General features: G+C 54.7%; 19 protein-coding genes, 1 pseudogene and 1 riboswitch. Of the genes and pseudogenes, 10 read left to right on the top strand and 10 right to left on the bottom strand.

The genetic code is table 11. The features are described 5' to 3' along the window. Positions 1-13 precede the first annotated feature (13 nt). Complete coding sequence (locus tag DB48_RS15660; protein ID WP_235375421.1) at positions 14-2,869, bottom strand: transporter substrate-binding domain-containing protein; 2,856 nt, start codon at positions 2,867-2,869, stop codon at positions 14-16. A gap of 352 nt (positions 2,870-3,221) precedes the next feature. Between DB48_RS15660 and cmoA the strand changes: the two genes are divergently transcribed. The 8 genes from cmoA to DB48_RS15620 are packed head-to-tail and all read left to right on the top strand — an operon-like array spanning position 3,222 to position 11,901. Beyond that, positions 3,222-3,953 carry a carboxy-S-adenosyl-L-methionine synthase CmoA gene (cmoA, locus tag DB48_RS15655; RefSeq protein WP_041511161.1) on the top strand — a complete coding sequence of 244 codons (732 nt, stop codon included), beginning with the start codon at positions 3,222-3,224 and terminating at the stop codon, positions 3,951-3,953. Next, positions 3,950-4,942 carry a tRNA 5-methoxyuridine(34)/uridine 5-oxyacetic acid(34) synthase CmoB gene (gene cmoB, locus DB48_RS15650; protein ID WP_041511160.1) on the top strand — a complete coding sequence of 331 codons (993 nt, stop codon included), beginning with the start codon at positions 3,950-3,952 and terminating at the stop codon, positions 4,940-4,942. The genes cmoA and cmoB overlap by 4 nt, the downstream gene beginning before the upstream one ends. Positions 4,943-4,967: 25 nt before the next feature. Continuing rightward, positions 4,968-5,705 carry an ATP-dependent zinc protease family protein gene (locus tag DB48_RS15645; protein ID WP_041511159.1) on the top strand — a complete coding sequence of 246 codons (738 nt, stop codon included), beginning with the start codon at positions 4,968-4,970 and terminating at the stop codon, positions 5,703-5,705. Between the two features lie 15 nt (positions 5,706-5,720). Next, complete coding sequence (locus DB48_RS15640; RefSeq protein ID WP_041511158.1) at positions 5,721-7,226, top strand: UUP1 family membrane protein; 1,506 nt, start codon at positions 5,721-5,723, stop codon at positions 7,224-7,226. Positions 7,227-7,228: 2 nt separating this feature from the next. After that, the gene (locus DB48_RS15635; protein WP_041511157.1) at positions 7,229-8,185 is read left to right on the top strand and encodes an alpha-L-glutamate ligase-like protein; all 957 of its coding nucleotides are present in this window, start codon (positions 7,229-7,231) and stop codon (positions 8,183-8,185) included. Beyond that, positions 8,148-9,851, top strand: a complete 1,704-nt coding sequence (locus DB48_RS15630; RefSeq protein ID WP_041511156.1) for a hypothetical protein — start codon at positions 8,148-8,150, stop codon at positions 9,849-9,851. Before DB48_RS15635 ends, DB48_RS15630 begins: the two co-directional genes overlap by 38 nt. Next, on the top strand, positions 9,826-10,977 hold the full coding sequence (locus DB48_RS15625) for a DUF3541 domain-containing protein (RefSeq protein WP_041511155.1): 1,152 nt from the start codon (positions 9,826-9,828) through the stop codon (positions 10,975-10,977). Before DB48_RS15630 ends, DB48_RS15625 begins: the two co-directional genes overlap by 26 nt. 15 nt (positions 10,978-10,992) lie before the next feature. Continuing rightward, positions 10,993-11,901: a LysR family transcriptional regulator gene (locus tag DB48_RS15620; RefSeq protein ID WP_041511154.1), complete on the top strand. Its 909-nt coding sequence runs from the start codon at positions 10,993-10,995 to the stop codon at positions 11,899-11,901. On the opposite strand, the gene DB48_RS15615 is transcribed toward DB48_RS15620, so the two are convergent. Next, the gene (locus DB48_RS15615) at positions 11,881-12,861 is read right to left on the bottom strand and encodes a putative metalloprotease CJM1_0395 family protein (protein WP_152619179.1); all 981 of its coding nucleotides are present in this window, start codon (positions 12,859-12,861) and stop codon (positions 11,881-11,883) included. The genes DB48_RS15620 and DB48_RS15615 overlap by 21 nt on opposite strands. Before the next feature lie 64 nt (positions 12,862-12,925). On the opposite strand from DB48_RS15615, the gene DB48_RS20150 reads away from it, so the two are divergent. After that, a complete protein-coding gene (locus tag DB48_RS20150) occupies positions 12,926-13,264 on the top strand; it encodes a hypothetical protein (protein WP_160290156.1) in 339 nt (112 codons plus the stop codon). On the opposite strand, the gene DB48_RS15605 is transcribed toward DB48_RS20150, so the two are convergent. The 8 genes and pseudogenes from DB48_RS15605 to DB48_RS15570 all read right to left on the bottom strand — a co-directional run bounded on the left by DB48_RS15605 (position 13,235) and on the right by DB48_RS15570 (position 21,389). Beyond that, positions 13,235-13,504 carry a hypothetical protein gene (locus tag DB48_RS15605; RefSeq protein WP_041511152.1) on the bottom strand — a complete coding sequence of 90 codons (270 nt, stop codon included), beginning with the start codon at positions 13,502-13,504 and terminating at the stop codon, positions 13,235-13,237. The genes DB48_RS20150 and DB48_RS15605 overlap by 30 nt on opposite strands. Positions 13,505-13,606: 102 nt before the next feature. Then, positions 13,607-14,725, bottom strand: coding sequence for a 2-iminoacetate synthase ThiH (gene thiH, locus DB48_RS15600; protein ID WP_041511151.1), 1,119 nt, complete (start codon positions 14,723-14,725; stop codon positions 13,607-13,609). Positions 14,726-14,729: 4 nt separating this feature from the next. Further along, complete coding sequence (locus tag DB48_RS15595; protein WP_041511150.1) at positions 14,730-15,503, bottom strand: thiazole synthase; 774 nt, start codon at positions 15,501-15,503, stop codon at positions 14,730-14,732. A gap of 1 nt (position 15,504) precedes the next feature. Then, positions 15,505-15,714, bottom strand: coding sequence for a sulfur carrier protein ThiS (gene thiS, locus DB48_RS15590; RefSeq protein ID WP_052813823.1), 210 nt, complete (start codon positions 15,712-15,714; stop codon positions 15,505-15,507). Next, positions 15,707-16,477 carry a HesA/MoeB/ThiF family protein gene (locus DB48_RS15585; RefSeq protein WP_052813822.1) on the bottom strand — a complete coding sequence of 257 codons (771 nt, stop codon included), beginning with the start codon at positions 16,475-16,477 and terminating at the stop codon, positions 15,707-15,709. The genes thiS and DB48_RS15585 overlap by 8 nt, the downstream gene beginning before the upstream one ends. After that, entirely contained in the window at positions 16,464-18,116 is a 1,653-nt protein-coding gene (gene thiE / locus DB48_RS15580; RefSeq protein ID WP_041511148.1) for a thiamine phosphate synthase, read from the bottom strand. The genes DB48_RS15585 and thiE overlap by 14 nt, the downstream gene beginning before the upstream one ends. A gap of 2 nt (positions 18,117-18,118) precedes the next feature. Beyond that, positions 18,119-20,073, bottom strand: a pseudogene (thiC, locus tag DB48_RS15575) (phosphomethylpyrimidine synthase ThiC). A gap of 174 nt (positions 20,074-20,247) precedes the next feature. Continuing rightward, a riboswitch (TPP riboswitch) is annotated at positions 20,248-20,346 on the bottom strand. A gap of 146 nt (positions 20,347-20,492) precedes the next feature. Then, on the bottom strand, positions 20,493-21,389 hold the full coding sequence (locus DB48_RS15570; RefSeq protein ID WP_152619178.1) for a hypothetical protein: 897 nt from the start codon (positions 21,387-21,389) through the stop codon (positions 20,493-20,495). Between the two features lie 57 nt (positions 21,390-21,446). On the opposite strand from DB48_RS15570, the gene DB48_RS20245 reads away from it, so the two are divergent. Beyond that, positions 21,447-21,584, top strand: a complete 138-nt coding sequence (locus tag DB48_RS20245) for a hypothetical protein (RefSeq protein ID WP_160290155.1) — start codon at positions 21,447-21,449, stop codon at positions 21,582-21,584. The last annotated feature ends 159 nt before the right edge of the window (positions 21,585-21,743 follow it).

Genomic DNA, 21,743 nt, shown 5'->3' with positions numbered 1-21,743 from the left:
CTGGGGTCACAGATCAGGCACTTTGGTAACAACGCCCACCCTGTTTCACTGCCCGCGACATCAACTTGTCGGCGGTCTTGAGTAACTCGACGACAGTGTCGCCATCATTCGGGAACATGGCCACCCCTATGCTGACCGATAGTGCCACATCCAGGCCGTTGATGGCAAAGGGCGCACTAAAGCCGCCCACTATGCCATCGGCCACCTGACACACGGTATCGAGATCTTTACTGCGATTGAGCACCATCACAAATTCGTTGCCACCAAAGCGTGCCAGAGTATCTGACTTACGCACCGCCGACTTGAGTCGCTGAGCGCCCTCGGCCAGCACCTTGTCGCCCACCTGATGACCAAAGGTCTGATTGATTTGGCGCATATTATCGAAGCTGATAAAGAGCACGGCAAAGGGCTGCATCTCACGCCTGTGCAGCAGCACCGACTGCTGCAGCCTGTCATCGAGCAGGCTACGATTGGGCAGGCCGGTAAGCGTATCGAACTGCCCGGCCCGGGTCAGCTCATGGGCCAGCTCTTTGGCGGCCGCAAAGCGGCTACGCTGGGCACGCCAGATAAGATAAACGAACAGCACAAAACTCACCAGCGCCAGGAGATAGAAGGCGCTCCGATAGTTCAGCATCGCCTTCCAGCTGCTGACTTCCTCCTTGACCCAGTGCTGGTATATGGCCTCTTGACGCTCGGGAGTCAGCTGAGCGATGGCCTGATCCCACAGAGGCACCAATTCCTTGTACTTGGGATTTAGCGCAAAATGGCTCTGCTGCTGGGAAAAGTCCGCCAACACAGACATCTTGAGCGCCTTATAATCTGACTCCTTAAGCACCATGGCCATGTTGATCACCTTCTCGATGAAGGCGTCGGCCTTGCCCTGGGCCACTGCATCCACACCCGCGCGGCTATTGGGCACGATCACCAGCTCGATCCCCAGCGCCTTATTCATCAGGTTGGCAATCAGATGGTAGCCCTCGACAATAGCCAGGCGCTTGCCACTCATCTGACTCAGGTTAAACACAGTCACCTGACTTAGGTTGGTCACTAAGCCCCAAGGCGATGGCCAGTAGGGACTGGTAAAGACCATTTCCCGTTCACGCTCCGGAGTATGGGCGACACTGCCAACGATATCTATCTCGCCCTGTTTAAGCGCATCGAGCAGGCTGCTCCAGCGCTCGAACGGCACGCCCTCAAGCGTCAGGCCAAGTTGATCGGCGACCCAGTGGCTGATCTCGCTGTTGATCCCCATAAACTCGCCGGATGGCCCCTGAAACTCCATGGGCGCCCAGGCGGCAAGGTAGCCCACCTTAAGTGTGCGCAGGCCGTCTAAATAGCGCCGCTGGGTTTCTGTAATGGAGAGCGGATTAAGCAGCGACTGCACGCTCCTGTCGTCTCTGTCCAATATCCATTTATTCTCTATGCTGGCCAGCTCTGCGTTGCTGATCAGACGAAAGCCTGCTGCAATGCGCTGAGCCAGTCCCTTATCCTCGTTGCGAGTCAGGGCATAGATATCTGTCGTAAAGGCGAGATCACGGAACTGGTGAAAGTCGGACCAGGACTCGGCTCTCAGCAAATAGTGTTGGGTCCAGGCAGATGATGCCACGAAGGCGGCGATATGGCCTTGCTGTGCGGCCTGAATCATCTGCGTCACATCGGTATAGAGCTTAAGCTCCGAGTTCGGCAGCGCCTGCTTGAGCTTATCCAGATAAGGCGCAGTGGGCACGGCGCCGACGCGTTTTCCCTTTAGCTCATCTAAGCTGTTGATGGCTTTGCCATAACTGAAGAGACGGCTCTTCACCTGATAGGTGCGCCAGGCTCGGGTCAGGTTGGACTTCATGGTGTCGCTCTCGGGATAACCCACATGGATATCGGCGCGGTGAAACTTGAGCTCATCTAAACCATCTTCCATGGACGCCGGGCGGAACTCCACCTCTATCCCCGTCTTCTTAGACCACAGCTTCCAGATATCGATATAGAGACCGTGTGGCTCACCATCGCCCCCAGTATCGACAAAGGGTTGAATACCTGTGGTGGTCGCTATCACTAGGGTGTTGGCATCACGGCTAAAGCCGAGCCAGCGCTTGTCGATTTCGGCGCGGCTGGTTTGACTCAGGCTATCGAAGCCGCGGTTGATCTCTGTGATAAGATCCAGCCGCCCCTTGCTGACCGCAGGCACCAGTGCCGTCTTCTTGATCAGCAGACGATTATCCAATGGAAACTCTTCCAAAACGGCGCGGCTAACGGCGTTATCCTTTAGATAGCCTTCCATGCCGGCAAAGACATCTACCTCTCCGGCCACCACGGCGCGAAGCAGTTCGGCGCGGCTATTATAGTAACGGTAGCTCAGCCCATTAACCTGATGATTGAGTATCGATTCGTGTGATGAGCCCGCCACGACGCCGATGCGATAGGGCTGGAGATCGGTAAAATTTTTCTTGCCTTTAAGTGTGTTACGCACATAAAGATAGGTGCTGACATAGGCGATGGGCGCGGCAAAATCGAAATCCCGATCCCGCTCCTTGGTGATCCCAAGGCCGATATGGATGTCGGCATCTCCCAGGGCGAGCTGTTTAAGCGAGTCCTGCCAGTGACGGGCGACGAAGACCACAGGCACCTGAGTCTGCGACGACCATTCACGCCAAAGGTCCACCAATACGCCTTTAGCGTCACCGTTTTCATCGACAAACTGATAAGGATAACTGTCCTCCCCCATCACCAGCACCAGTGGAGCCTGACGCTCGTCGGCGGCCAGATGCCAACTGGAAAGTAGCGTGAGCACTATGGCTAAGGGGACGAAGGCCATGCGCGCCAGAGCGCCGCGAACCTTAGCTAAAAAAGCCGATGCCAAAAGATGTAGTGGTGTCAAAGATCTATCCCGGTCTCTATTATCATTTTATTAGCGCTAACCTAACACGCCTCGATGTTTTAACCATTACTATTGGGCTGTCTAAACCTAAAAACGATTCAAAACATTCACCTATAACCTGGCCTGCATATTGGCCATATTAAAAAGGCGTTTTAAAGGCAGCTTCATATTACAAGCCGGCTACAAAAATAACCTTGGCGCCTTCGCTTAAATCACAAAGTCACCGCGCTGTAAAATATATGTTGTTATTAGGATATTAGACAGAATTTTATGCCTAATTACCAGTACTAGACTTGCTGCGAACTGTTATCATTAGCTAGAATGGAATATTGAATTTACTCAAAAAACTCTGATGAACTCGAATCAAGATACAATTTACGCCCAAGCCTGTGAACATATCAGTGACTTTCAATTCGACGATAGAGTCGCAGGTGTCTTTAGCGATATGATACGTCGCTCTGTCCCCGGATATGGACAGATCATCAACACCCTTGGCGATTTCGCCGATAAATGTGTCACCCCTAATAGCAAGATATACGATTTAGGCTGTTCGCTGGGCGCCGCCACGTTGAGCGTGCGTCGCCGTATCGAAGGCAGGGGCTGCGAGATCATCGCCGTCGATAATAGCGAGTCGATGATTGAGCGCTGCAAACAGAACCTCAGTGCCTATGTGAGCGAGACCCCCGTCGATCTGATCTGTGCCGATATTCGCGACATAGATATCCAGGACGCTTCCATGGTCATCCTCAACTTCACCATGCAGTTTCTGGCGCCTGAAGACAGACAAACCCTGATCGCCAAGATCTATCAGGGACTCAAACCCGGCGGCATTCTCGTCCTGTCAGAGAAACTCGTCTTCGAAGATGAGCCGGTACAGCATCTGCTGGACGAGTTACATCTCGACTTTAAACGTGCCAACGGCTACAGCGAGCTTGAGATCAGCCAGAAGCGCAGCTCGCTGGAACATGTCATGAAGCCAGACACCCTGCCCCAGCATCAGCAACGCCTTGAGGCTCAAGGTTTTAGTCATTTTAGTGTCTGGTTCCAATGTTTTAATTTCGCATCAATGGTGGCCATCAAGTGATCAGCTTCAGCTCCTTTTATCAACAAATCGCCGACTCCAATCTTCAACATTGGTTAGAAGAACTCCCGGCGATCCTCGGCCAATGGCAACGTGAACATAAGCATGGCAATCTGCCCAAATGGGAAAAGGTACTCAATAAACTCCATTACCCTGCTCCAGACAGAATCGATTTCACCACTAAGGTAGAGGTGGGCAGCGGTGAGCAGCTCACCAAGGGCCAACAGGAAAAACTCAAGAACCTGCTGAAACTCTTCTGCCCCTGGCGCAAGGGTCCCTTCGATCTTCATGGCATTCATATCGACACCGAATGGCGTTCAGACTGGAAATGGGAGCGGGTTCAGCCCCACATCTCACCACTGAAGAATCGTACCGTGCTCGATGTCGGTTGCGGCAGCGGTTATCACATGTGGCGTATGCTGGGTGACGGCGCAAAACGTGTCGTCGGTATCGACCCTTCACCGCTATTTCTGTGTCAATTTGAGGCGGTAAAGCGCCTGGCGGGTAACGAACACCCTGTACATCTATTACCCCTAGGCATAGAGCAACTGCCGCCGCTGGATGCCTTCGACACAGTATTCTCCATGGGTGTGCTCTATCACAGACGCTCGCCTATCGATCACCTGCTGCAACTGAGGGACCAACTCAGGACCGGCGGCGAACTGGTTCTCGAGACATTGGTCGTCGATGGCGATGAAAACACAGTGCTGGTGCCAGGAGAGCGTTACGGTAAGATGAACAATGTCTGGTTCCTGCCGTCGGCCAAGGCCCTAGAAGCCTGGCTCAAGAAGGCAGATTTTGTCGATGTCCGCTGCGTCGATATTGATGTCACCTCATTGGCAGAACAGCGCAGCACAGATTGGATGCCTAATGAATCGTTAGTCGATTATCTGGATCCTAACGATGTCAGTCTGACGGTTGAGGGCTATCCGGCACCCAAACGCGCCACTTTTATTGCCGTGAAAAATCAACCCAACAAAGATTTGGTTTAAACGAAAATAGTAAACGGGAAGCACTATGTTAAAACAGATGACCACTCTCGCCCTGGTAACCAGCCTTGCAGGCTGCGCCGCAACTCAAGCGCCTGAGCAGCCCGCCCCGGTCGACATCGACACCTTTAATGCAAGCCTGAGTGAGCAAAAGAGCGAACTAGTCACCTTAATCAGCGCCAACCAAAGCGAGCAGCAGGCCGCGCTGACTTCCCTTTCGACCCAGCTGGAGCAGCTGTCCAAGCAGGTGGCCGACGTTAAGACCCAGCCCGAGAAGCAGGTGGTACAGGTCCCGGTGCAGTGCGACCCATCGCCCATCGGCGACAAGTTTATTCTGGGCGCGGTAGAACATGTCTATGTCGATGAGATCAAGGCAGGCTTCGAAACACGTATCGATACCGGTGCAGAGTCCTCATCGCTTGATGCTCACAACATCATATTGTTCGAGCGCAATGGTAAGCAGTGGGTACGCTTCGACGTCTTCACCCAAGGTGCCGACAAGCCATCGCAGACCTTCGAATCTAAGGTGGAGCGCTTCGTTCGCATCAAGCAGGATGCCGATGAGAAGAATGACAGACGCCCGGTGATCCATGCCCATCTGCAGATTGGCAATTACAAGGCGGAAACCGACCTTAACCTAGTGGATCGTAGCCATCTCGATTATCAGCTGCTGCTGGGACGTAAGTTTATGCAAGACATAGCAGTTGTCGATGTGGGTCAGAGTTTTGTGCACGGTAAGAAAAATCCGTCAAAAACAGCAAAATAATAGGATGTAGACTCGATGCACTCTAAAAAACCTTTTTATATCTTAGTCGCCCTGCTGTTTATCGCAGGCATAGCCGCCAGTGTCTATCGCGGCATCGAACATAATGTGCCCTTCCTTCCGGGCGAACAGGTACAGAGCTGGGCGGTAGATGCCAAGGTCAGTTTTCAGGGCACCGGCGAACCCGCCGAGGTCACCTTCTCGCTGCCTAACGATCCAGCCTTCGAGATCCTAGCGGAAAACGCCACCTCGCCGGGCTACGGCATGTCGGTTACTCAAACCGACAGCGGCCGCCAGGTCACCTGGTCGACCCGAGAGGCGATAGGTCAGCAAGATCTCTACTACAAGGTCACCTTAGTGCCGACCGGCAAGAATGAGATCCCAGCCGAACAAGCGCCCGAGACACCACAGGCCTATAACTGGTCTGCCACAGAGAAGGCCGCCGCCGAACAGGTGATGAGCGAGATCTGGTCACGCAGCGCGACCAACCTCTCGTTTGCCCAGCAGCTCAACAAGAGCTTCAACGCCACCGAGCGCAGCCAGAATCTGGAACTGCTTCTCACCAGCAATTCTCGTCCCGATCTCTTCATCCGCATGCTTAACAGCAAGGGGATCCCGGCCAAGAAGGTCAGCGGGCTATTTTTAGAAGATCAGCGTCGCCGTCAGCAACTATCCAACTATGTGGAGGTCTACCACCAGGGGCAGTGGATCATCTTTAACCCCAACGATGGTACTCAGGGACGTCCTGATAACCTGCTTATCTGGGACAGAACCGCAAAATCGACGTTGGATGTCGTTGGCGGCGTCAACTCCCAGGTGAACTTCTCCATGTTACAAGACACCCGCTCGGCGCTGGCGACCTCTATCGACATGCTGAAGAACAAGGATGCTCTGGACTTCTCCCTCTACCAATTGCCGTTGGAAGAGCAGAGCCTGTTTAAAGGCATCTTGCTGATCCCTATCGGCGTGCTGATGGTGGTGTTCCTCAGGGTCATCATAGGCATCAAGACCTCAGGTACCTTCATGCCGGTGCTGATCGCCCTGGCCTTTATTCAGACCACCCTGCTTACCGGCCTTATCGGCTTCCTGCTGATCGTCGCCTTCGGTTTGATGATCCGCTCCTATTTGTCGGATCTTAACCTGCTGCTTATTTCGCGGATCTCGGCGGTGATCATTGTGGTGATAGGCATCATAGGCCTGTTCACCCTACTCTCTTACAAGTTTGGCCTGAGCGAAGGGCTCACCATCACCTTCTTCCCAATGATCATCCTGGCATGGACCATCGAGCGTATGTCCATCCTCTGGGAGGAGGAAGGCGCCAAAGAAGTGATGGTACAGGGCGGTGGTAGCCTGTTTGTCGCCACCTTAGCCTACCTGGCCATGAGCGCAACCTGGGTACAACACTGGGTATTTAACTTCCTGGGGATCCATCTGGTGATTCTGGCAACCGTGCTGTTGATGGGCCAATACACAGGTTATAAGTTATTGGAACTTAGACGCTTTAGACCTTTAGCGGGAGAGTAACCATGCTATTTGCAAATCCGCTAAGACTAAGGGATAACGGCGTGCTTGGCATGAACAAGCGTAATATCGACTACATAGGTCGGTATAACCAACGCAAGTTCTACAAGCGCGTGGACGATAAGTTAACCACCAAGCAGTTGGCACTGGCGAACGACATCGCCGTGCCTGCGCTTATCGGTACCGTCTGCCAGCAACATGAGATCATGCATATCCCTGAGATGGTTAACAACCGCGACGGCTTCGTGATCAAACCCTCACAGGGCTCCGGCGGTAAAGGGATCTTGGTGATCACTAAGGTAGAGAATGGCCATTATTTTAAGCCTAATGGCCACGAGGTCACGCCCAGCGAAATCGACCGCCACATCTCTAACATACTCAGTGGCCTCTTCTCTCTCGGCGGTAAGCCTGATGTGGCCATCGTCGAGGGGCTCATCGAGTTCGATCCCGTTTTCGACGGCTACTCCTTCGAGGGTGTACCCGATATTCGCCTGATCGTCTTTAAGGGCTTTCCCGTCATGGGGATGCTGAGACTATCGACGGCCGCATCCGATGGTAAGGCCAACCTGCACCAGGGTGCAGTGGGCGTCGGCCTGGATATCGCCACCGGCAGAGGCCTGCATGCGGTACAGTTTGACCGCCCCCTAGACCTGCACCCGGATACCGACAAGAAACTCACCGAGATCCAGGTGCCTCACTGGGATACCCTTTTGCATACGGCCTCCAAGGCGTATGAGATGAGTGAACTGGGGTATCTGGGCACAGACATGGTACTGGACCAAAAGCTGGGGCCCTTGCTGCTTGAGCTGAATGCGCGCCCGGGTCTTGCAATTCAAATAGCCAATGCCCAGGGCTTGCTGCCGCGACTTAAGCATGTCGAGCAGATGAAAAACCAATCTATGTCAGTGGAAGAGCGCGTCGCCTATGCTAAAACGCATTTTAGCAGTCTCCCTGGCGCTTAACTACAGCGTGGCGGCCCAGGCCGCCTCTCCTATCACACTGCTGAGCAAGCAGTGCATCGACTACCAGGTATCACTGTCCCAGGCTCAGGCCAGCGAGACTCCTCAAGGCGCCAGCGTGAGGCTCGAGCGAGAGTTGCTAGGCCTGTTTAATCTCAAAGACAGCGTGCGCTTCTATCGTCACTATCCATTGAATGCCCAGGATAAAGAGGTCTTATTGCAGTGTCAGCTGCATCTCGCCGATGAGTTTGAGCGCCTAGCCAAAGACCCTTGGCTCAAAACACAGAGCCGACAATGGGCGCGCAGCCAAGTGTCAGATCTCCGCCAACTCGGCCGACGGCTTACGCAGCAGATAGCCGAGCAGATTGACCAGGTACAGAAGGCAAAGATCCATACCGCTCAGGCAAATATCGCCCACGGACTAAGACAGAAAGATCTGTCACTCATCATAGGTGAGAGTCGGTGTCGCCTCGACGATGAAGCCAAATCCGACGAAGCTAAATCCAAAGAGGCTAAATCCAAAGAGGCTCAGGCGCAGGCCTTCGATAACTCAATCGCCAGCTATCTGATCCATCAGCCAGATGAAACCTGTAAGCGCCAGGTATGGCAGGCCTACCAAACCCGGGCCAAGCAGAAAAACCTGGCCGCCATGTCCCTCATCCTCGAGACCAAACAGGCGATAGCAGAGGAACATGATGCTCTCGACTATGCCAGCTGGGCACTCAGCCATCAGCAACTTGCGAGCCCGGTGCAGGTCAAACAATATCTAGATAGTCAAACCCAGATAGCGCCGGCTCCCTGGCGCTTGGGCGCTGTGCTTGCAGACCATGCCAAAGTCGAGGTTAGGCCCCTATCGGTTCGACAGCTGCTGAGTGATATTCAGCAAGAGCTTGAGCCATTTGGCTTGCAGTTTGAGACCATCAACACCGACATGCTGCGTCTGTGGCACCAGGGGCGTTTACTGGGGGATATCTTTCTCAGCCAGGCGGCGACTCATCGAGGGGCAAAAACCCAGTTGAGTCCGCTAAGGCAAAGCGTAGTGGGCCAACAGTTTGGCCAGGTCACCCTCACGCTGCCGGATGAGCTCGATGACTATCGCGGTCAAGAGCAGCTGATCATCGCCGCCGCCGATATGGTCTCTCGCCTGCTCGCAGGCGGGCGTTACTATCTCAACAACACCTTAGGCGATGGCCAGGCGATCGCCAGCCTCTGGCTGAGTCAATACCTGTCGAAGCGGCTGCTTCCCCAGTTGCCCAGAGATAGCCGCGAGGCCCGGCTTAAGGAGTTTGCATCCCAGCTCAAGGTGTTTCGCAGCAAGCTAGCCTTGTGGGCATATCAGGCACCCGAACATCGCCTCTATCGCGACCTAAATCAGGAATTTGCCCTGAGTTTCGGCGAGCCTTGGCCTGAAGCCGATGATGCCCTGTTTAGCTTTACCGGCGCCGTCACTCAGGGCCCCCTCTACTATCTCACTCTGTGGCATCAGAGCCTTGCAGAGCAGATCCTGAGCGACACACACCAGGAAGATAAGGCCGTGTTCGAACTCCTCCTCATCAACGAGCAACAACTGTCTCTCGATGAGCAACTCAATTTGATTTTTGGCAGTGCACAGTCAGTCGCCACCATCCTAGAAAGGAGCCAACATGTTCAACTTAAGCCCGTACACTAGACTCATCGGGGCTCTCGCGCTCACATCAAGCCTGCTGCTACCCAGCCTAGGAGCGTCGGCAGAGACCGCCACTTCGCAGGATGCACAAGGGGTCAAGCAGGCGATTCAACAAAACCTTGAAGATCATCTCTATCAACTCCCTCCTAGAGTGCAGGGGCACTATGGTATCCGCCTCTATCGCATGACGGGAGATGATAAGTATGCCAATGCCGCTTTAGTCGACCTATACGCCGTCACCGAGTCTCAGGCGTTTTATGCCTGTCGGCTGGACCAGCCTGGTTTTATAGAGAATGAGGCTCAGGCGGCCATCGATGTATTGGGTAAGGGCCCCAGAGCCAAGGCGCGTAAGAAGGCGCTCGCCCCCTTCCCTGAGTTTCTCTTCTACACCGACGTGCTACTGAGGTTCTCCAGCCGCATCGACGAGTTTGGCCTGCAAGGGCCCTGTCACGACAAGTTGGTCAAGGCCCTAAAGGCGACCGACCTTAAACGCGGACTCACCGACAAGGCGATGATCGAAGCCTGGGCCGCGCAGCTCGTCAACTATGTTTACTGGGCCAAACAGCTCGGTGTGGGCGACTATGTGCAGGAGTACAAGGCGGGTTTCAATCGCGTCTATCCCCAGAGCCGCGACCCTAAGCTCGACAAGAAGCAGTTCCGCAATAAGATCTACGGCATGACCCACTTTATCTTTGCCGCCAGCGAGTATTATCAGCATCCGGTCGATAGCAAGGAATTTGCCTGGATCTTGGATTATTTCGAGGCCAACATAGACAGGATCCTGCGTGATGCCACCGACGATATCATCGCCGAAGTCGGCATAAGCTTCCATCTGGCAGGCATGTCGGACAACCCCGTAGTGAAGAAGACCCAGGCTCACATCATGACAGCCTTCGATCCTAAGGTGCAGACCATCCCTTCACCCCGAGGTAATCCCGATCTTGCCCTGGGCGAGCATCGCAACGTATTAGCCATGATGCTGCTGGACTGGCCCAAGACACTGCATCAGGGCCCCTATTTCCATCGACTCAAGGCGACCAAGAAGTATCTGCCTAAGTTGGTGAGCATCAAAACCGATGGCGATGGCGTAAAATCCGAGAAAACGAAGTCTCAGGGCGTTAAACAGTAGGAGTCCAGGATCAGCATGAGTCAGGCTAAATCGACCTTCGAACAATGGCGTATTCTACAGGCCGTCGTCGACTATGGTGGCTACGCCCAGGCGGCAGAAAAGCTCAATAAGAGCCAGTCATCTCTCAACCATGCGGTGGCCAAGCTTCAAACCCAGTTAGGAGTTGCCCTACTGGAAGTGAGAGGCCGAAAGGCTTATCTCACCGAGAGCGGCGAGGTACTGCTTAGACGTTCGCGTCACATCACCCGCTCGGTGAGCGAGCTAGAGCAGTTGGCCAGCAACCTGGAAAAAGGCTGGGAACCGAGTCTGTTGATCTCCAGGGAAATAATCTATCCCATGGAACACCTCATCGACGCCCTGGCCGAGTTCGAACCTCTGGGACGTGGCACCCGCATCACCGTCTTAGACTCGGTGATCAGCGGCAGCGCCGAACTGGTGGAGTCGGAAACCGTGGATCTCGCCATCATAGGCGGCACGCCGCCGAAAGGCCACCTGGCCCAGCCATTGTGCAACGTGGATTTTCAACTGGTCTGCCACCCTTCTCATCCTCTGGCAAGCATGGCGATGCCCCTGGACGATCAAACCCTGGCGGAGCAGTTGCAGATAGTGATCAAAGATACGGGTCAGATCGCCCGCGGTGAACTGGGTTGGCTCAAGGCCGAACGGCGCTGGACGGTAGCCAATTTTCATGAGGCCTTAGTCGTGTTGGCCAAGGGCCTGGGATTTTGCTGGATCCCCAGCCATCTGGTTTGCGACGCCATCAAGGAAGGTCGCCTGGCCCGCTTGACCCTGAGGGGATCGACTCATCGCCAGGTGCCCCTGAGCTTGGTTATTCCCAATCGCGACAAGCAAGGGCCCGCCTCACAACTGCTGGAACAGTTGATCCTTAAAAATCATTCGGTTTTAGAGGGTGAAAGTGAATGATGAAGATTGAGATTCGCCCGATTGATAACGCATCGACAGGGCTTCAGAGGTAAAAACAAGGCCATCGGATGCAAGGATATGACGGCTTATCCTCTCTATTGATTGCGAAGGTGAAATGTCATCATCGAGCGGCGACGGTGAGTCGACTCTCGCGCCTGAGATCTTGCCCTCATTATCCACACTACCACTCACCCTTGGGGTTACAGGTTCGGGCAACTGGCGCTGCTGCTCGCTCTTACCAGCATCGATAAGTGGCTGCGTCTGCTGTGGGGAAATGGTACTTTCCTGGCGCGCCTTTGCCAGCTCCGCCTTCGCCGTATTCATCTTACGCAGGGCTTCGCTCGCCACCCGAATATCGGCCATCGAAGGTGTCACTGGCGCCATCGCCGCCGCATAGACCTGTTTCATCTTATTCAGGGTCGCTAACGGATCGCCGGGAATGGAGGAGATATCGATCGACACCTCACCATCTACCGCATAACGCCTGCCATCGCTGCCCTGTTCATACTTAAAGCTTGGGCTGCGGGCAAAGGTGCCGCCGACGCTGGCATGGGCCTGCTCGTGGGCTCTGACCTCGGCGTCGCGTCGCGAAAGTTCTTTCAGCTCAGCCTCCTGACGGGCAAGCTCGGCATCTGGCCCTGGGCTAGACTCTTGCCTTAGGCCATTCTCTCGCCCCGCGGTATCTTGCTGCTCATCGGTAAAGGGATTGTACGCCTCACCAGATGTTTCATCCGCTCGGCCAAAAATATCGACTCGGGGCTTTTCCCCATCAACTGCGCTGGCCCCATTAGTGTCACGCCCTTCTCTACCTGGGCCTCTAGCGGGATCAGCGCTTGGCAAGCCATTACCCATACGTGAATCTTTAGCTTGCGTTCCTATGCCACTTGCTCCCGAAAATACGCTTTGATGGGAGCCTGCACCACCATCACCGAGTCCCGGGCTGGAGACTTGATTAAGCAATCCATCAATCCCAAGTGGGCCACGGGAGAGACTATACCCCCCTTGGCCGGATGAACTGCCTGAATTGGAAATGCTGGAAGTCACGCTGGAAGTGATAGCCGAAGATGCAGGCAAAGAACCTGCCGTGTTCGCCTTGAGGCTTGCGCTTGCCGCGCGATTAGCCGCAACTGACGCCGAATTGACCGTACCGGACCTTGAGCCTGATATTGCCCCTGAAATTGAGCCTGAAATTGAACCAGACTTTGAACCAGAAATAGAACCAGAGTTTAAGGCTGAAGAGGATGCTAAAACGGAAGTTGGAGCAGAAGAAGACGGCAACGCGCTCAGGCGCATTGCCGTTAAGGATGGCGTAGTCATGGCGCCGGCCACGGACTTACACCTCGATATCTATCACTGTACCTAGGGTCTCGTTTGCGGCCTCTAACACTTCTACCGCAGCTTCCCCTTGGTTTTTAGATTCGATAGCCGAGACCAGGGCCTGGGTTTTATCTGTGGCGTTAACTGGATTAGCCGTCTCTGTACCACCGGCTTCGCTCGCCTGCTGCGGGCTGGGTTTAGCAACATCCACAGTGGCCTGCGTCAAGCCAGACTGGGCACTTTGCAAACCGGCAAGACCGGATGAAAAACTTGATGGGATTTCCATAATCTAGGGCCCTTTCTCATGAATCACACTTACGGCTAATTATTAATCAAAACCCGGTCAAAGTACAGCCCGGCGGTGGGCCCGGCTATCTCCTTGAATTGGTTAGCTTGCGCCTATCCAACCAGCCTCCCAGTCCTTCCACACAGGGGTAAATCCTCGCCCGCGTAAAACGCTGGCAACCTCAGATGCGCTGCGCTCATCGCTGATCTCAAACTGATCCAGCTGAGCCGCCGGATTAACATAGCCACCGGGTTCGGTGCGACTACCTGCACTCATCTGGGTGATGCCAAGTCCGAGGAGGTTATCTCTCAGACTCGGGCTTTCCCGAGTGGACAGGCTGATCTCAAGCTGCTCATTGAACAGGCGAAAGGCGCAGATGAGCTGCACCAGGCCTCTGTCGGTTAACTGCACCTTAGGCGCGATCCCCCCGACACAGGGCCTGAGCCTGGGTAGCGAGATGCTGTAACGCGATCGCCAGAAGCGCCTCTCGAGATAATCTAGGTGATAGCCCATCAAGAGTGCGTCCATGCGCCAATCGTCTAGCCCTAATAGCACCCCAAGCCCTATCTTATCGACACCCGCCTCGGCTATCCGCTCCGGCGAGGCAAGCCGATAGCCATAATCCTGCTTGTTGCCCCTCAGGTGATGCTTACGATAGGTCGCCGGATCATAGGTTTCCTGATACAGCATCACGGCGTCCAGCCCCTTATCGACCAAGATACGGTAGTGCTCGCCGCTCAATGGCTGTACCTCTATGGCCACATGGCTAAACTCCGCCTTCACCAGGGGTAAGACCTCGGAGAAATAGTCGATGCCGACCTTAGTCTCGTGCTCGCCTGATACCAGCAAGATGGAGTCAAACCCCTGGGGCTTGATCACCGCCATCTCCGCCGCCAACTCATCGAGACTGAGCACCTTACGTTTAAGCTTGTTACTCATGGTAAAACCACAGTAGTCACACTCGTTGGCGCACAGATTAGAGAGATAGAGCGGCAGATACAGGCCGATGTTATGACCAAAGCGGCGCCGGGTTAAGGCGGCGGCTCGCTGCGCCATGGGTTCGAGGTAGGCCTCGGCTGCCGGCGACAGCAGCGCCAGAAGATGCCTTAAGTTGCCCTGCTCGCCCTCGATAGCCGCTTCAACCTCGGCAGCGGTGGTCGAATACAGCGCCATGCGCAGCTCTTCACGGGAAAGTCCGCTCAACGTTTGCAAGAAACTCATAGATCTACTCCGTCAAGAAGCCAGTAAGCGCCTGCTGGGGGCTGGTGGCCATCGCCCTTTGATGTACCTGAGCCAGGCCAGCCTCATAGGCCTTGCGACCCGTGGCGACGGCATCGGCAAAACAGAGCGCCATCTTGACCGGATCGCGACTGGCGGCAATGGCCGTATTAACCAGCACGGCACTTGCCCCCATCTCCATGGCCGCCATCGCCTGAGAAGGAGAGCCGATGCCGGCATCCACCACAACCGGCACACTGGCCTGCTCTATAATGATCTTTAAAAAGGTCGCCGTCTCCAGGCCACGGTTTGAGCCTATAGGGCTACCGAGTGGCATCACCGCCGCGCAGCCCACAGACTCCAAGTTGCGACACAGCACAGGATCGGCATGCACATAGGGCAAAACAGTAAAGCCGCGTTCACACAGCACCTTGGCGGCGTTAAAGGTCTCTATGGGATCCGGCATCAAATATTTGGGATCTGGATGGATCTCAAGCTTTATCCAGGAAGTACCCAGCACCTCTCTGGCAAGCTCTGCTGCAAAGATCGCCTCCTTGGCATTACGCGCCCCCGAGGTATTGGGCAGCAGCTTGACGCCACTCTGGCGTATGGGCGCCAAGATGTCGTCAAAGCCCGCCTTAAGATCGACTCGCTTCATGGCCAGGGTCACCAACTGGGAGCCACTAGCTGCCAGGGCTGCCAGCATCTGATCGGCACTGGCAAACTTTCCCGTGCCGGTAAACAAGCGGGAAGAGAACTGACTATCACCTATCGTTAACATATTAACCTCCTGCCACTACGCCAAATATTTCAATGACATCATCAGCCTGACACTCAACCTCAGACCAGGTCGACTTGGGAACCACCTCGCCACCGCGTACCAAGGCGACGCTGTCCAGTGCGACCGCCTGAGCTTCTAGCATGGCTTCTAGACTTGTACTGACGGGCACCTGAATTAGCTGTCCATTTAAACTTATGCTTATCTCATTCATCTTTTTCTCCTGACGCCGTCTCTTTCGCCGAACAGACGGCGCAATCTGGATCGCGGCGAAGCTTAAGCCGCTTCATCTCACCGGTTAACCCATCGAACCTGTTCAGCAGGCCTAAGCCAGGTAATCCCAGCAATAGCTTGATTGCCAGGAGTGACTGCATCGATGCCATGCTGCCCACCATAGGGCCTAGCACACCTATGGTGCTGCAACTTTCGCTCACCTTGAGATCTTGTGGAAACAGGCAGTGATAACAGCCATGTTGCGGCGCCTCATTGAGATCAAATGCCATCAACTGACCGGAAAAGTGCGCGGCCGAGGCCACCACATGGCGCTTCTTTAACGCCACGCAGGCGCGATTCACGCTATGACGGGTGGCGAAGTTGTCGCTACAATCGAGCACCAGATCGGCATTAAACAGCAGCGCCTGAGCATTGCTATCATCGAGCCGCACCCGTTTATCACGCACCTGGCAATCGCCCTTTTTAAGCCTGCCTGCCGCCACACTCGCCTTGTACTGACCACAATCAGCCTGGCCAAAGAGCATCTGGCGAGGCAGGTTACTGAGCTCGACTCTGTCATCATCGATGAGGATGAGTCTGCCGACACCGGCTGCGCTCAAGTACTGGGCGCAGAGCTGACCCAGGCCGCCGATACCGACGATGGCCACGCTCGCCTGCATCAACTTTTGCTGACCCTGTTCGCCGACCTCGGGCAACATGATCTGCCGCGAATATTGGATAAAGGCTTTATCATCGAGCGTCATGAGCCATCTCCCACATGCTGGCGAGCTGACGATAGGCCTCGCCCGGTGATTCAGCCTGAGTCACGGCCCGCACCACGGCAACAGCCTCTACGCCAGTCTGCTTAACTTGCCCCAGACGTGAAGCATCTATGCCGCCGATCGCCACTCGTGGGCAATTGGGCGCCCACAGCGCAACCATGTGCGCGAGATGTTTAAGCCCCTGGGGATTGGAAGGCATTGATTTGGTCGGCGTGGGAAAGATATGACCTAACGCCAGATAGGAAGGGTTAAGCTGACTTGCCAATGCCAGCTCGAATACCCCATGACTAGAGATCCCCAGCGCTATGCCCGCCTTGGCGATCGCCTCGAGATCTGCGCTACAGAGATCTTCCTGACCCAGATGGATACCGAACGCGCCATGCTTGAGCGCAAGCTGCCAGTGATCGTTGATAAACACCTGAGCATCATATGCTCGGCCCAGTGCGATAGCCTCTTTTATTACAGCCTCTAACGCCGATTCATCGGGGGCGCCAACAGGCTTGATATCAGCTAGCCCGTCATCGGCAAGTTTTATCCTCAGCTGAGCCGTACTGGCACCTGCTGCCAGTAGCTGCTCTAGGGTCTCTAGCCTATCGACCACTGGGTAGACGCCGATGGGGCGTTGTAGCTTGGGAAAGTTAAGCGACTGACGGGAAGTGGCCGGCATCTGTGCATCGACAATCAGAGGCAAGGATGTTAATCCGGCAGGCCAACCACAGCGTGCCAAGGGGCCGGCTCCTGCGCCAACGGCACTCGCGAACCTGATGCCTTGGCTCACATAGGCCTTAGCAATCAAGATGGCATCGTGGAGCACCAGCCCCTGGGCGAGAAAACTGGCGATCGCCGATGACAGGGTGCAGCCACTGCCATGATGATTTGGGTTGTCCAGTCGCTCGCTACTCAGGCAAAATCCTCTATGCTGATGTATCGCCGAGGTGTGCGCCACCTCGTTGCAGACGAAGAGATCTTCAGCCCATTCGCTTTGCCAGAGTGCGCCCTTATCGCCGCCGGTGATCAGCAGATGACAGGCTAACTGGTTTGACAGCCTCTTAGCCTGGGTGAGAATCTCATCCCTCGATGTCGTCTCTTCTCCCAGCAATCTGCCAAATTCGCTAAGGTTCGGGGTGATGAGGCTTAGCACTCCCCTGAAGGGTGTGAAATCCAGGCCGCCTTGCTTTGGCTGCGTTGAGGATTCTCCCTCTTCCCCTTGCGCTTTGCCTTGCATTTTCACTTGGGCCGCAAGCGCATCACCGCATGAGGCCACCATCACAGGATCGAGGATCACAGGGATAGGCTGACCCTCTTTCGTCCTGAGCGGCCTAATATGGGTCAACAGCCAGTCGGCCACCAGATGGATCTGCCGCTGATTGGCGAGCAGCCCTATCTTTATCGCCCTTGGTGGTAAGTCGGCCAGCAGGGTATCGAGCTGAGCGAGCAAGATGGCCTCACTCACCGGCTCGACACCATTCACCGCCACAGAGTTTTGCGCGGTCACGCTGGCTATCACGCTACAGGCGTGGCAACCAAGATCCGTCATGGTCGCCAGATCCGCCTGAATGCCTGCACCGCCGCCGCTGTCTGAACCGGCAATGGTCCAGACAATAGGTTTATCAGCTGACATGGCTATACCTCTTCAACGTCAGCCAATGCCGCACTGTGATAGAGCTCACCACCACTTTGCTTAAACTGGGCCGACATCTGCGCCATCCCCTGCTGGATATCCGCCTTGGGGTTATCACCATCGACATCCGAGGCTTCAATCTCTCTTACCTCGATGGCTTGAGCCGCCGCGTACTCGCGTACCTCTTGAGTGATCTTCATCGAGCAGAACTTGGGACCGCACATGGAGCAAAAATGAGCCACCTTGGCTGACTCCTGCGGCAGTGACTCGTCGTGAAACGCCCTGGCGGTGTCGGGATCCAGCCCCAGGTTGTATTGATCTTCCCAGCGAAACTCGAATCTGGCCTTAGACAAGGCATTGTCGCGGATCTGCGCGCCGGGATGGCCCTTGGCCACATCACCAGCATGGGCGGCGATCTTGTAGGCGATCAGCCCCTGTTTCACATCTTCCTTGTTGGGCAGGCCGAGATGTTCCTTAGGCGTCACGTAACAGAGCATGGCGCAGCCATACCAAGCGATCATCGCCGCGCCTATGCCAGAGGTAAAGTGATCATAGCCTGGGGCGATGTCTGTGGTTTGCGGCCCCAGAGTGTAAAACGGCGCCTCATCGCACAGCTCGAGCTGCTTATCGATGTTCTCCTTGATCAGCTGCATCGGGATATGGCCCGGCCCCTCGATAATGGTCTGCACATCATACTGCCAGGCCTTCTTCACCAGCTCGCCGAGGGTTTCCAACTCGGCAAACTGTGCCTCGTCGTTGGCATCGGCAATGGAGCCTGGGCGCATGCCATCACCCAGAGACAAAGAAACATCGTAGGCGGCGCAGAGTCTGCAGATCTCATCGAAATGTTCATAAAGGAAATTTTCCTTATGATGAGAGAGGCACCACTTGGCCATGATAGAACCGCCACGGGAGACGATACCCGTGAGGCGCTTGGCCGTCATAGGCACATAGCGCAGGAGCACGCCCGCATGTATGGTAAAGTAATCCACCCCCTGTTCGGCCTGCTCTATCAGGGTATCTCTGAAGATCTCCCAGGTAAGGTCTTCAGCGACGCCATTGACCTTCTCCAGCGCCTGATAGATGGGCACAGTGCCTATGGGCACGGGTGAGTTACGAATGATCCACTCGCGGGTCTCGTGAATGTAGCGGCCGGTGGAGAGATCCATCACTGTATCTGCCCCCCAGCGGGTGGCCCACACCAGCTTCTCCACCTCCTCTTCGATGGACGAAGTGACCGCCGAATTGCCTATGTTGGCATTGACCTTAACCAGAAAATTACGGCCGATGATCATAGGTTCGGCCTCGGGGTGGTTGATGTTCAGCGGCAAGATAGCCCGGCCAGCCGCCAGCTCCTGACGCACAAACTCGGGGGTAATGGGCTCGCCCACCTTGGCACCGAAACTCTCACCCGGTGCGCGCTGGTTAAGCACCTCTTGGGTCACACTCTCGCGGGCCATGTTTTCACGCAGGGCCACATACTCCATCTCGGGGGTGATGATGCCGCGCCTCGCATAGTGCATCTGAGTCACCACCTTGCCATCAAGGGCGCGTCTGGGCTTAGGCAGATGCTCGAATCTGAGATGATCTAAGCCTTCATCGGCCAGGCGCTGCTGGGTAAAACCTGAGCTGACCTGCTCGAGTTCCTGGGTATCGCCGCGCTCGGCGATCCACTGAGAACGCAGCTTTGCCAAGCCGTGACGCACATCGATATCGGCGTTAGGATCTGAATAGGGCCCGGCGCAATCATAGACGTTAATGGGCGGATTCTGCTCATAAACAGGCGCCTCGGCGGTGCCGCCGATCAGGGTATCGGACTGAAAAATCTGCCGATAGCGACCTTAAGATCTGGCCTGCTACCGCTTAAGTAAAACTTCTGAGAATTTGGGTGTTGTAGCGGCTTGAGGTTATCGATAAAGGCCTGGGCCTCTGCTCGCATTTCACGACGTGTTGACATAAGCAATCTCACTATAGGGTTAGATGAAGTTGCTTGTCTGGAGAAGTTGGCGTTGAGGGCATTGAGTCAGGCCAAATGGCCTAATTCAAAAATATGCTGGGTGTCGCTCGAATTAAGCTCGCTGTTCATTAGTGCGGGCTTTCGACAGGCCGATAAAAACGGCGGCGACACTAAGGTCATATAATGCTTGTTTCCTTCGCAGGGACTAACCTGATCAGGTTCAACGGATCCCGAATTAACGGTCTCAGCCTAATGGCACTCCGACAAGAGGGCCTCAGTATAGACCTAAGAGATTGAGGGTGACAACCCCCAAAACAACACAGTTAAAAACAAAATTATCGATAACAAAATAGAGTATAAAACAAACACTTAAAACACCGTAATAAGAAGAGTTATGTTTTAAGTGAAAATATATCACGCTAATTTTTCCCTTTTTGACTCACTCCCATCATGCTCAGATGCTTATCCAGCCCCTCTTTTATCGCCTGTTTCACCTCATCGATGCCACACTTGAAGGGAAAGCCCAGATTTTCCGCATGAGGGTTAATCGGCGTCGCCACACTCACCACCCGATAACAGGTATCCCCTATCTTGACGATACGATTGGGATCCAGCTTACTGTCTAAGGTGATTGCCGTCTCATACTCATTTTCCTTAGGCAGGGCCAACACCCTCATATCACCATCCATCTCACTCATGGACTTCTTCTGGGTGGCATTTGTGGCAGCACTCTGGACTAAGTTGTCCAGCTGTGCCTGCCTGTCTCTGGCCATGTAGTCACCCGTCATAGTGCTTACCGCCCCCGAATAGGCTGATGTCTGCTCACCTGCAGGGTCAAGAGCAGAGCTAAGATCTGAGTTAAGGTTAAGGCGCGGCGCATCTTCGAAAGAAAATGCCTTCTCCTCCCTATGATCATCATCAGAAGTCTCGGCTTTAGGCACAGCCTGAGATGCCGTTTTATCTGTGGTGTTGGGATTCGTGGATTGAGTAGTAATTGGCTCAATATCGGTTGCTCGACTAGCAGCAACCTCCTCTGCAGATAACGGCTTAATCAGCGCGGCATTGGCCTTAACGGCACCCTGCGGCGCCGGTTTCTCCTCAGTCGATAGGGCCTGGCTATTTGCACTGTCATCTAATTCGCTTTGTGTTGGGCTAGGAGGCGTTTGTGTAGAAGCATTGGCAGGCAGAGAACGAGGCTTAGACTTAGGTTGAGATTGAGCATGAGACTGAGGTTGAGCATGAGACCTAGCCCTCATGGCATCCAATTCTGCCTGAGTCAGCATATAGGCGCTTATGGCTTTCTTGTCCTTCGGCATACTGCGGTGCAAATATGGCCCTTCGAACTGCCAACTCAACAAGGTTAGCAGTGCAAGATGCGTGATAAGGACAGCCAAGAAGATAGCCAGATCCATCCGGCCGATTCTCGCAAGCAGGCCTTTAGCAAGGGGAGCTTCTGTCAGCTTAGCTTGCTGACTGTCGGCAGGCTCATTGACGAAATGACTGAAGGCTGACGGCGCAACATCGATATCAAGATCAACATCAAGATTAAAATTGAGGCACGGCCAGGGAGGCTGACTATCCTTAGGGAGCACTCGCAATACCAACTTATCCTTTCCTTAGGTCACTTAGCGCTTTAGAGGTGATGAGATGCGATAAGTTCCTCCAAGGAT

The organism is Shewanella sp. cp20, assembly GCF_000832025.1.
In the GTDB taxonomy this organism is placed as follows: Bacteria; Pseudomonadota; Gammaproteobacteria; order Enterobacterales; family Shewanellaceae; genus Shewanella.
This window is presented reverse-complemented; position numbering and strand designations above follow the sequence as displayed.